At 56.0% G+C, this 10,460-nt stretch carries 13 protein-coding genes; 5 read left to right on the top strand and 8 right to left on the bottom strand.

The features are described from left to right. The coding region (locus IBX51_RS13050) for a molybdopterin-dependent oxidoreductase (protein ID WP_291831719.1) at positions 1–799 on the bottom strand (799 nt) is incomplete at its 3' end. 141 nt (positions 800–940) lie between these two features. Beyond that, entirely contained in the window at positions 941–2,209 is a 1,269-nt protein-coding gene (locus tag IBX51_RS13045; protein WP_291831718.1) for a nitrate/nitrite transporter, read from the bottom strand. Positions 2,210–2,394: 185 nt separating this feature from the next. Between IBX51_RS13045 and IBX51_RS13040 the strand changes: the two genes are divergently transcribed. The 5 genes from IBX51_RS13040 to IBX51_RS13020 all read left to right on the top strand — a co-directional run bounded on the left by IBX51_RS13040 (position 2,395) and on the right by IBX51_RS13020 (position 6,125). Next, a complete protein-coding gene (locus IBX51_RS13040) occupies positions 2,395–4,251 on the top strand; it encodes a histidine kinase (protein WP_291831717.1) in 1,857 nt (618 codons plus the stop codon). A 29-nt stretch (positions 4,252–4,280) separates the two neighbouring features. Beyond that, complete coding sequence (narL, locus tag IBX51_RS13035) at positions 4,281–4,940, top strand: two-component system response regulator NarL (protein ID WP_367166354.1); 660 nt, start codon at positions 4,281–4,283, stop codon at positions 4,938–4,940. Between the two features lie 68 nt (positions 4,941–5,008). Further along, positions 5,009–5,509: an SCP2 sterol-binding domain-containing protein gene (locus IBX51_RS13030; RefSeq protein ID WP_291831715.1), complete on the top strand. Its 501-nt coding sequence runs from the start codon at positions 5,009–5,011 to the stop codon at positions 5,507–5,509. Between the two features lie 71 nt (positions 5,510–5,580). Next, complete coding sequence (locus tag IBX51_RS13025; RefSeq protein WP_291831714.1) at positions 5,581–5,826, top strand: type II toxin-antitoxin system CcdA family antitoxin; 246 nt, start codon at positions 5,581–5,583, stop codon at positions 5,824–5,826. Further along, the gene (locus IBX51_RS13020) at positions 5,826–6,125 is read left to right on the top strand and encodes a CcdB family protein (RefSeq protein WP_058092676.1); all 300 of its coding nucleotides are present in this window, start codon (positions 5,826–5,828) and stop codon (positions 6,123–6,125) included. Before IBX51_RS13025 ends, IBX51_RS13020 begins: the two co-directional genes overlap by 1 nt. Before the next feature lie 91 nt (positions 6,126–6,216). Here the strand turns inward: IBX51_RS13020 and IBX51_RS13015 are convergent, their stop codons facing one another. The 6 genes from IBX51_RS13015 to IBX51_RS12990 all read right to left on the bottom strand — a co-directional run bounded on the left by IBX51_RS13015 (position 6,217) and on the right by IBX51_RS12990 (position 10,349). After that, positions 6,217–6,579 carry a DUF2931 family protein gene (locus tag IBX51_RS13015; protein ID WP_291831713.1) on the bottom strand — a complete coding sequence of 121 codons (363 nt, stop codon included), beginning with the start codon at positions 6,577–6,579 and terminating at the stop codon, positions 6,217–6,219. Positions 6,580–6,620: 41 nt separating this feature from the next. Beyond that, on the bottom strand, positions 6,621–7,463 hold the full coding sequence (locus IBX51_RS13010) for a DUF2235 domain-containing protein (RefSeq protein ID WP_291831712.1): 843 nt from the start codon (positions 7,461–7,463) through the stop codon (positions 6,621–6,623). Between the two features lie 457 nt (positions 7,464–7,920). Then, on the bottom strand, positions 7,921–8,826 hold the full coding sequence (locus IBX51_RS13005) for a U32 family peptidase (RefSeq protein WP_291831710.1): 906 nt from the start codon (positions 8,824–8,826) through the stop codon (positions 7,921–7,923). Between the two features lie 13 nt (positions 8,827–8,839). Further along, positions 8,840–9,835 carry a peptidase U32 family protein gene (locus IBX51_RS13000; RefSeq protein WP_291831709.1) on the bottom strand — a complete coding sequence of 332 codons (996 nt, stop codon included), beginning with the start codon at positions 9,833–9,835 and terminating at the stop codon, positions 8,840–8,842. An 86-nt stretch (positions 9,836–9,921) separates the two neighbouring features. Next, positions 9,922–10,068 carry a lmo0937 family membrane protein gene (locus IBX51_RS12995; RefSeq protein WP_143752360.1) on the bottom strand — a complete coding sequence of 49 codons (147 nt, stop codon included), beginning with the start codon at positions 10,066–10,068 and terminating at the stop codon, positions 9,922–9,924. 74 nt (positions 10,069–10,142) lie between these two features. Then, positions 10,143–10,349 carry a CsbD family protein gene (locus tag IBX51_RS12990; RefSeq protein WP_291831708.1) on the bottom strand — a complete coding sequence of 69 codons (207 nt, stop codon included), beginning with the start codon at positions 10,347–10,349 and terminating at the stop codon, positions 10,143–10,145. Positions 10,350–10,460 lie beyond the last annotated feature (111 nt).

Below are 10,460 nucleotides of genomic sequence, written 5' to 3'. Positions count from 1 at the left end.
AGTGGGCGTCCGGGGTCCGGGTCTGGGGCACGTTGGAGCCCCAGGCGATGATGTAGCCGGAGTTGTACCAGTCGGCGGATTCCGGCACGTCGGTCTGCTCACCCCAGGTTTGCGGGGAAGCCGGCGGCAGGTCGCAGTACCAGTCGTAGAAGCTCATGCACACGCCGCCAATCAGCGACAGGTAACGGCTGCCAGCGGCGTAGGACACCATCGACATGGCCGGAATCGGCGAGAAGCCGATGATCCGGTCCGGACCAAATTTCTTGGCGGTGTACACGTTTGAGGCCGCAATCATCTCGTTGACTTCGTCCCAGTTGGAACGCACGAAACCACCCATGCCCCGGCGAGGCTTGTACTCGGCGGTCTTCTTGGGGTCTTCTACGATCGAGCCCCAGGCATCCACCGGGTCATTGAACTGGATACGGGCGGCGCGCCAGAGCTTCATCAAGCTCTTGCGCATCAGCGGGTACTTCAGGCGGTTGGCGCTGTACATGTACCAGGAATAGCTGGCACCCCGAGGGCAGCCACGGGGCTCGTGGTTGGGCAGATCCGGGCGGGTGCGCGGGTAGTCGGTTTGCTGGGTTTCCCAGGTCACCAGACCGTTCTTGACGTAGATTTTCCAGCTGCAGGAGCCAGTACAGTTTACGCCGTGAGTGGAACGCACCACTTTGTCGTGCTGCCAGCGCTGGCGGTAGCTGTCTTCCCACTCGCGGCTGACGTCATGGGTTTCACCGTGACCGCCCGCGAATGGCTCACGCTTCTTTTTGAAGTAACTCAGTTTGTCGATCAAATGACTCATGGTCTCTCTCTCCATCAACCCGGTTGCCGGATCGCTGTTCCGATGTAGCTTCGATTTGAGACCATTGTGTGGGAGAAAAACCCTGAAATCTGCGGGGTTACTACCAGATAACCCTGCCCTACCACCCTATGGGTAGAGCGCTCATATCCCCGGGTGGAGAAGGCTCTTTCGCTCCTCGCGACGGGTGTCACGGGCAAACATTACGAGGCTGCTGCTGAGCAGGACAAACAGAATCATGAACACCGCCGTCCGCACCCCAAGCCACTGGTTTACGGCACCAAAAAGCACCGGCAAGACAAATGCAATGGAGAAAGCGACCACCAGAAGCAGCCCGGCAAATAGCGCGGCTTCGGAGCGGTTGGCCAGGATTACCATGCGTTGAAAGCTGCCCATGGCACACCCCATAGCAACGCCCAACATAACGATCAGCCCGCCCTCAACCCCCAGCGGTAGCGCAAACTCGACCATAATGCTGGATTCAACGCCACGGATAATGAGCGTCATCGGCGGATACGAAAGAACGAACAGGGCCAGCAGGCAAACGACCAGCGCTCGTCTTGCCACCCTTGAGCTTCCAAACCGGTCTGACAAGACGCCCCCCGCGATCTGGGCCAAGGCGCCGGGAATCACAAACCATTGCGCCAGACGAGCGCCGACATCCAGCTGAAGCTGAAACTGCGCTGACAAAAAATCGGGCAGCCACAACGCCAAGGCAAAAAAGCTACCGGCGACGACACCGAAATACACACTTAGTTGAAACGACCGGCCGTTGCGAAGCAAAGCAAAGACCCTGGCGACTGACACCTTACGCACCTGGCCCTCATCTGGCGGGTCTGGGTCTGTCAGCATCAACAACAACGCAATCACCAACAACAGAACAATCAGGTAAGCGAGAGGAACCCCCTGCCAGGCGAAGGCACTGTGAACCAGAGGCACCAGATAATAGGTAAAGCCCGCCCCGGTAACCCCGGCCCCGAACACCCCCAGCACCAGTCCCAGATGTTTGGCATCGCAGTGACTGACCACAAACTGTAAGCCTGCACTGTAAAAGCCCCCAGCCAAACCCAGCCCGCTGGCGACCACAAGGTACCCATAATAGCTGTTGACCGTCATCAACAGCGCCATGCACATGGCCAGCCCTGAAAGGCACCAGAGCATGACAGCGCGGGCTCCATAACGCTGGGCGGCAAGCCCGGCCGGTATCGCCAGCAAGGCACTGACGGCCATTGGCATGGCCAGCAACACGCCAAACTGCAGATTGGACAGCGCAAACTCCGTTCGCAAATGCACGCCCGCAACGGCAAACAGTGTCCAACAACCAGCGGCGATCACAAAACCGGTCACCGCCAGCGGCAGAATTACCGCCAGCGAATCCTGTGTGTCGTCGCCCCGCTCTGATTGCTGCCCCATACCACCATCCCGAATAGCCAACTTTTAGTGTCAGCTTTTGCCCGTGACCGGGTCAAAAGCTATGATGGCTTACTAACCATTGGGGTAATTGACTATCCTCAAGGAGGTATCGGCAGCCGGGGCCTTGCGCCATAATCTGGCAAATCAGGCCGTTCCTCCGATAACTTCCGGGCAGAATATATTTCATGAGATCGAGAAGTCCCCTCGTTAACCGGCTTGCTTTGGTCATTGGCGCCATTGTGTTGACCGCAATGGTCAGCATGTCGACCACCCTGGCGGTGTCGAACAGCATTGAAGGCAACGCCACGGCCATCAACCTGGCCGGCGCGCTTCGTATGGGCGCTTTTCAGCTCATCGCCCGCGCCGCTACGGAAGATAATCAAACCGGCCACTCAGCAGATCGCGAGCGTATCGCCGAATATCAGAATCGTCTTCAGGATGCCTCCATTCTCCGCTCTGTCCCCAAAACAGCGGATCATCCTCTGGCGCGGCAATACCAGCAGGTCATCACCGCCTGGACCAACGAACTCCGGCCAGCCCTTGAACAGCACGAAGTTGGCACACCAATCACGGCCGTTATGGTGTTGGCCGTTGAAGACTACATTGCCGAGGTGGATTCTCTGGTAACCATGCTCGAGCAACGCACTGAGGCTCGCATCGATCTGTTACACCTGATTCAAGTTATCAGTATGGTGTTCTCCATTCTTGTTGTGATCGCCCTGTTCTTTGATCTGAAAGCCCGTGTTCTGAACCCGCTGCGAAAACTGGTCAATATCGCAAACGCCGTCCGTGACCAAGACTTTACTCACAAGGCTTCCATGGCAGGTTCCGACGAATTGTCGCAATTGGGGCTAGCCTTTGATCAAATGACCAGCGAACTGGCACTGACTTACTACGAGCTTGAGGGCAAAGCGCGGGAGAAAACCGAAGAGCTGGAGATCAGCCACCAGGCGCTGCAAGTCATGCACTCTGCCAACCGCGGACTGTTCGTCAATCATGATCTGTGCAGTGGTGCTATCCCCATGTTGCAGGAGCTGGAACTGCTTCTGGGCATTGGCCCTATCCGGCTCTTCCTGCACGACAAAGAATCTTCCGAACCGGTGCAGGCCATTACCACCGCCACCGACAAGCGCCCGTTTTACTGTCGCGATCACAACTGCAATGCCTGCCTCGTCACCCCCGAGGTGTATGATGAAATGCCATTGGAAAACAGCGATGGTCGCCGCTTACTGCTGCCCATTCGCACGCCGGGGCAGCTGTTGGGCACCCTGGAGGTTTGGTATCCGGCAGAGAAAGGCATGTCTGCCACCGCTCGACGCCTGCTTGAAACCCTGACCGACCAGTTAGCCACCGCTATTTTCCTGGAACGGCAGATTACCGAAGAACAGCAGATGACCCTCGCCGAAGAACGCACGGTGATTGCCCGGGAGCTACACGATTCACTCGCGCAATCCCTGTCTTACCTGAAAATGCAGGTAACGCGGCTACGCCGTCTTAATATCACCGGCGATCAGAAACCCGTTCATGACGACATTCTGGAAGAACTGAGCACCGGCCTGAACAGCGCTTACCGCCAGCTTCGTGAACTGCTCGCTACCTTCCGTCTGAAACTGGACACCCCGGACCTGGCCACGGCATTGCGCAAAACCATTGATGAGTTTTCCGAGCGGTTGGGTAAACCGGTGGGGTTTGAGTACAACCTGCCCCCGCAGACTCTGTCGCCCAACGAGGAAATCCATACCCTGCAGATCATTCGTGAAGGACTGGCCAACGCAGTCAAACACGCCGATGCTACGGATATTTCGGTAAAGGTGCTGTTTGAATCACCGCAGGTAAGAGCCAGTATCCGCGATAACGGCAAAGGCCTGCTCGGTGGCGGTCAACCCTTGAACCATTATGGCCTGGTTATCATGCAAGACCGCGCCCGCACCCTGGGCGGTAAGGTCAAGGTCGACAACCGGGACGAAGGCGGCGTAGAAGTCGCATTAACATTTGTACCCAAAAGCCGTAACCTGATTCCAACCGAGTCGTCAACGGCCTGAACCGCAAACCAATATGACTGAGAATGAACATGGCTGAAACACCCGCAAGCATCCTGCTGATTGATGATCACCCCTTGCTTCGACAGGGCATCAAACAGCTGATTGGTATGGAAGATGATATGGCCGTCATCGGCGAGGCGAGCAATGCCGCCGATGGTATCAAGCTGGCCCTTGAAACCGAGCCAGATCTGATTCTGATGGACCTGAACATGCCCGAAATGGACGGCATTCAGGCCCTGATGAAGTTACGGGAACACAACATCAGTTCTCGCATTGTCATGTTCACCGTCTCCGATCAGGAAGACGATGTGGTCGCGGCACTGCGGGCCGGTGCCGACGGTTACCTGCTGAAAGACATGGAACCCGAAGACATGATCGCCCAACTGCATCAGGCCGCCGTTGGCAAGATGGTGATCAGTGACCGGTTAACCACCCTGTTGGCGCAAGCCTTGCGCTCCAACAAACCTCAACAGGCAGCACGCCCGAATTTCGACAGTCTGACACCTCGAGAAAAAGACATCCTGAAGCTGATTGCTGAAGGCCTGTCTAACAAGATGATCGGTCGCAAGCTGGACATCAGCGACGGCACCGTGAAGGTCCACGTTAAGCACCTGCTGAAAAAACTGAACCTGCGCTCCCGGGTGGAGGTGGCCGTATGGGCGGTTGAAGAAGGCCTGCACAAGAGCTGAGTTATATCAAATCACTACCGCTGATATTACTTTACTCTGGGCTGGTTGCTGACCACCCGGAGTAAGGCATGGTGTTTTCGTTACCTCCCACCGCAATCCTGAACAGTCCATTGTTGGCACAATCGCTTGCGGTTGCCCGGCAATACTTGCCCTCTCCCGCCCCCTTGCTGGAAGCCATCGATCGCCAGACCCCCATGCCCTTAAAGCAGTTGATTACCGAAGCCCCGCTAAACCGGCTGTTTGCAGAGGCTGTCGCGGAGGGCGAATTCGACGACTTTGAAGGTCGGACCATCAGGCTGGAAGTGAACAGTGGCCAACCGGGTATCACCATTGGCTACTGGGCCGGCCGGCTTCGCGTTGTTGAAGGCCCCGGCGAGGCAACCATTCGGGGTTCACTGGCAGCCTTCAAGACCCTGGCAGCGCGCCAGCAAGACCCAGACCAGCTGTTTTTCCAGCGGCGTCTGGTGATTGAGGGGGATACCGAGCTGGGGCTGGCTTTGAAGAATTTGCTGGACAGTCTGGAGTGGAATTTGTCTCCGCGCCGCCTACTGTTTCTCGAATCAGTCTGAGTCAGCGGGCTATTGATGTGCAACTAACATGCGCATAAAATTGGCGCATCGATCTGTGCAAGGACTGAACAATGCAATCTGCCCAAGCTACCAAATCCATACGAAAGCCAACGAACCTGTCGCTAGATAGTGCCCTCCTAAAAGAGGCGAAAGTTCTGGGAATCAATGTTTCACGATCAGCAGAGGCAGGGATCGCGGAGGCTGTGAAGCTTCATAAACAGCAGAAGTGGTTGAAAGAAAATGCCAGAGCACTCGCAAGCTCTAATGCATACGTTGAAGCTAACGGCCTGCCTCTTGCACGGCACCGGCAGTTCTGATGGCCCGTTTCGATATCTTTGAAAATAAGGATGGGGCTGGCTATCTGCTGGATGTTCAGTCAGACCTTCTCAGTGGCTTGAACACCCGGGTTGTTGTGCCACTGTTGCCCAAATCCTCGGCGCCTTCCCCTGCCCAGAGGCTGAACCCTGTATTTAACATTGAGGGCCAGGAAGTAGTCATGGCTACTCAGTATATGGCTGCTGTGCCTGAAGGCGAATTGCGTTTTGGCGCCGGCAGCCTTGCTGGGCAACAAGATGAAATTTCCGCGGCGTTGGACATGCTGTTCTTGGGATTTTGAAAATTGTTGCCGAAGCGGGTGGTTTACTGGTGCTGTGGACGGGGCATTAGCAGAAAGCCGTGTAGAAACCGCACGTATCTAACTTACTCGATCACCAACCCTCCAACGGCACACCGTGTTCCTCAAGATAGGCACCGCTTCGCTCGAGGTAGTTCTTGGTCCGCTCTTTAAAAGCATTGAGGTTACCCTCGACTTCAATCGCCTGAACACGCATCACCTCTACAGCGTTTGTCCGCTGACTCATCATCCACACAACCACCTCACCGCCGGGTGCAAGCCCCAACACTAAAGTACCTCTCGGTTTCATCCTAACTTCACCACTTTGAGTCGTGGTAGGAGCGGGCACACGCATTTGATCCTGCAGATCCGGCGGAACATCTATCAAAATGGAATAGTATTTCTGCTCCGCAAAGGAAAACCAATGGATCGCAATCAGATTGGGGAACGGAATCATTGAACCACTACAGCCCTCCATGGCCTTTCCAACAACAGCCCTTATGGCCAGCCAATCCAGCCCTCAGCTTCCTTCTGTCCTTTCAGGCTTTCCAGCGCTTGCCATTGCCGGGTCTGTTCTGGCTGATCAAACCAAGAGAGAGAAACTCTCGCTATGGGGCTGATTAGAACATCCTCACGCATATTCTCGCTGTATCCGCCGCCAATATCCGAGTGCACTCCGGACAAAGAAATCTCCCGAAAATTATCCGGGAGACTGCCGTCCGAGTTTCGCAAACTGTTGAGGGCAAAGTTTTCTCGGTGCTCGTCTGCAGCCACCAGATGCACAGCCTGCTGAACCGCATTGGGATCCAGATATAAATTGACAGGGTCGTTCCGATCATCACCAGGAGACAAATCCAGGGCCAATGGATTCACTACAACAGCAACGGTATCGAACAGCCCTACAAAGCGAATACTAACCTGCTCCGGCCAGTCAATACTGTATTGATTGTGAGCCCGACCGAGCGCACCTTTCACTCCGCGATTGATCTCGTGTGCAGCATGGCGCGAAAAGGCAGCGCCGCGACTGAAGCCAAACAGATCGAACGTCAATGAACTTATCGAGCCAGACAAATCCAATCGGTTAATTCTTTTCGCTATTTCGTCAAAAGCCTGCTTCACCTGACTTACGATGCCGGTTTCGCCGCCCCCTGATGTCATTCCAATTAAAGAGTCTTTATCGCCGGTCTTTGTGCCTATGCCGGGTGCATAATGCGCCATGCGATGGATGATGAAATTTTCCTCAACATCATCCAGTTCAGTGTACAAATCTGCCAACTTCGCCACATTACTCGGCGCATTGGCATAACTCCCCCCAGCATTATTGCCAGCCGATACCGACACTCCGCTTCGGTAATTTCACCGTCTTCAAGCGGGGTGAGGCTCTCTTCCTGGACGCGGTATTCCATTGCCCTGGAATTATCCGCGTTATTCAGGGTACCGTCGGTGAATAGGCCAATTTCCAGATGAACCTCCGGAGGCGTTTCAGACGCAGACGATTGTGGGGTTTTGGTCGTTGTCGATTACTGACTTCATTTATCAATTGTGCCCGTTGGTCGGGCCGTAGACCGGACGAAGCCACCCGGTCAAGTATCTGGTGTAGATTGAAGCGATGACCGTGACGGTCGCTCTCCAGCAGGTTTCTGGCTTTTTCGGCAGCAAAGAAGAGAGATTTCAGATTGGGCAGATGTGCCGCTACCAGATCGAAAGTTTTGACAATATCCATCGTTCGTCATCCGTTGACTGAGTTTAAACATCCCTGTGATGCAACAGCCGTCCAAAGCTCGCTGCAATTAAAAGTTTAGTGTAGTCCAGGGTCCTGCACCAAATCCATCCCCGGCCTGCCATACCAATACCCATTACACGGCGGGGCCTCCACCAGTTGCAGCGGATCGGTGGCCGGCACTTCCCCCCGGCGCGCCTGGTCAAAGCGTTTGACTACCTCATCCATGCCCTGATGCTCCGGGCTCAGGCGCACGGTGCTTACCCCCATTCGTTCCATATCCGGCAGCTCCCGCATCAGGTCATAGCGGGAACCAGACAGGGTGGAAATGCCGTTCAGGCGGAACAGCTCCTGGCGTTCCCGAGAGCGCAGTTCCATGCCATCCGGATGCTCCAGGCAGCGGAACGCGCAGTTGTCTTTCGGCAGGTTGTAGTGGCGGGCGGTAAAGCAGCGGGACGACCAGGCCAGCGGTAAAAAGCCCCAGGAGAAGACTTCGGCGGGTAAATCCAGCCCTTCGGCTTTGAGCTCGTTGATCAGTTGTTCCAGAGCTTCCTTGCCCAGCTCCACCGGCAGGTTCCAGCCTTGCAGTCCCTGTCTGGCCAGGATTTTCAGGGTGGCGGTGTTGTAGATGTTCATGGAGGGGCCGGTCACAAACGGAATTTTGTTGCGGATGGCCACCTGCAGGGCGCTCTGGTCGTTGGCTTCCACCAGGAAATCATCCTGTTCGCAGAACCGGCGCAGGCGGCGCAGGTCGGCTTCGGACTCAATCAGCGTGAGGGTGGAGAGTACCACGTTCTTGCCGCAGGCTTTCAGGTCCTGAGCCAGGTCAAGCCAGTCATCCGGCTTCAGTTCCCGGCGGCGGGAACAGACCACCTCGCCAAGATAGATGGTCTCTACCGGCCATTCAGCAGCCCTGGCGTAAAAGTCGAACACGGACTGCCTGGACCAGAACCACAAAATCGGGCCCAGGGATAATTTCATCATAATCAGCTGAGCCTTATTTCCACTTGCGGTGATAGGCGCCAATGGTGGTCAGGCCACCCTCGGAAAGCCCGGCCAACGTCTGATTCCACTGGCTTTCGACGGAGAACATGCCGGGTGTTGCTGCCAGCCGATCCAGCGCCTGGCGCCAGGTGCGGGCCACGTCGGCAATGTAGGCGGGGCTGCGTTGGCGGCCCTCGATCTTCACCGCGCTGATACCCAGTTCTTTGAGCTCTGGCAGCAGGTCCAGGGTATTGAGGCTGACCGGCTCTTCAATGGCGTGATAGACATTGCCCTCCACTTCAAAGCGGCCTTTGCACAAGGTAGGGTAACCGGCCGATTCACCGGGGCCATAGCGATCTATCAAAACATCGTTCAGGCGGGATTCGAGACCTTGCGGGGTTTCCTGCCAGCGCACGGCTTTGGCGGGCGAGCAGGCGCCACGGGTATTCGGGGACTCATCAGTGAGGTAAGACGATAAATAGCAACGGCCCTCAGCCATGATGCACAGACTGCCAAAGGCAAACACTTCCAGCTCCACCGGGCTGCGTTTGGCAACGCCCCTCACCTGATCAATGGACAACACACGGGGCAGAACCGCCCGGCGGATATCGAAGTTGTCTTTATAGAACGAGAGGGCTTCGTGGCTGGTGGCAGAGCCCTGTACCGACAAATGGCGCGGGGTGTCCGGATACTTATTGGCGGCGTAGTCCAGCAGCCCCATATCGGCCAGGATAATGGCATCCACACCCAGACTTGCGGCGCGGTCGACTGCGCCTTTCCATTGCGCCCAGCCATCGGGCTGCGGATAGGTGTTGATGGCACAGAATACCCGACTGCCCCTGGCGTGGGCGTATTCGATGCCCTCCCCTGCGCGCTTTTCATTGAAATTCAGGCCAGCAAACTGGCGGGCATTGGTGCTGTCGCGAAAGCCGAAATAGACCGCATCGGCGCCGTTATCGACGGCGGTTTTCAGGGCAGGCAGGCTACCGGCGGGGCAGACGAGTTCCATGGCATTCTCCACTGCAAGGGTGGCGCTACCATAACGCCACTTCCACAGGGCATGCCTTGACCTTTGTCAGCAGACGAATCAGAAGCTTACAAACTTCGACCGCGAATCACCCGCAACAGTATGACCACAATGGCGATCACCAACAGAATATGAATAAAACCACCCATCGAATAGGAGGTCACCAATCCCAGAACCCAGAGTACCAACAGAATGACAGCAATTGTTTCCAGCATGGCAGTATGCTCCTTTAAGGCCCAGCACCGGGCCGCGAGCGTCTGGGCCCGCAGCCTGGGCGGACTGACCAACTTCAACTTTTACCGAAAAATTCCTTCACCTGCTTTTCGGCTTCTTCCCGGGTGACGGCATAGCGCTCCTGCACCAGGCCTGCCAGCTTTTCCTGGCGCCCCTCTGCTTCGAGCAACTCATCCTCCGTCAGCTTGCCCCAGGTCATCTTTGCTTTTCCAACCTGTTGTTTCCATTTGCCTTTCATTTCATCCGCATTGAACAAGCTCATTAGACGTCCCTCCTTTGGTTGTGACTTCAACCTTACACTAGCTTCACCAGACAGAATGGTCTGTTCGCTGGCACACCAAAGGTGGTAACCACCCCTTTCGGGGTACTCTCC

Origin of the sequence: Marinobacter sp., from assembly GCF_014859525.1 — a bacterium.
Classification (GTDB): Bacteria; Pseudomonadota; Gammaproteobacteria; order Pseudomonadales; family Oleiphilaceae; genus Marinobacter.
Note: the sequence above shows the minus strand (reverse complement) of the source record. Positions and strands in the feature narration are given on the sequence as shown.

What these genes read in the sequence shown, in the direction of transcription:
- IBX51_RS13045 (WP_291831718.1), bottom strand. Translation starts at nt 2,209, where the DNA reads ATGGGGCAGCAATCAGAGCGGGGCGACGACACACAGGATTCGCTGGCG.
- IBX51_RS13040 (WP_291831717.1), top strand. Translation starts at nt 2,395, where the DNA reads ATGAGATCGAGAAGTCCCCTCGTTAACCGGCTTGCTTTGGTCATTGGC.
- narL (WP_367166354.1), top strand. Translation starts at nt 4,281, where the DNA reads ATGGCTGAAACACCCGCAAGCATCCTGCTGATTGATGATCACCCCTTG.
- IBX51_RS13030 (WP_291831715.1), top strand. Translation starts at nt 5,009, where the DNA reads ATGGTGTTTTCGTTACCTCCCACCGCAATCCTGAACAGTCCATTGTTG.
- IBX51_RS13025 (WP_291831714.1), top strand. Translation starts at nt 5,581, where the DNA reads ATGCAATCTGCCCAAGCTACCAAATCCATACGAAAGCCAACGAACCTG.
- IBX51_RS13020 (WP_058092676.1), top strand. Translation starts at nt 5,826, where the DNA reads ATGGCCCGTTTCGATATCTTTGAAAATAAGGATGGGGCTGGCTATCTG.
- IBX51_RS13015 (WP_291831713.1), bottom strand. Translation starts at nt 6,579, where the DNA reads ATGATTCCGTTCCCCAATCTGATTGCGATCCATTGGTTTTCCTTTGCG.
- IBX51_RS13005 (WP_291831710.1), bottom strand. Translation starts at nt 8,826, where the DNA reads ATGATGAAATTATCCCTGGGCCCGATTTTGTGGTTCTGGTCCAGGCAG.
- IBX51_RS13000 (WP_291831709.1), bottom strand. Translation starts at nt 9,835, where the DNA reads ATGGAACTCGTCTGCCCCGCCGGTAGCCTGCCTGCCCTGAAAACCGCC.
- IBX51_RS12995 (WP_143752360.1), bottom strand. Translation starts at nt 10,068, where the DNA reads ATGCTGGAAACAATTGCTGTCATTCTGTTGGTACTCTGGGTTCTGGGA.
- IBX51_RS12990 (WP_291831708.1), bottom strand. Translation starts at nt 10,349, where the DNA reads ATGAGCTTGTTCAATGCGGATGAAATGAAAGGCAAATGGAAACAACAG.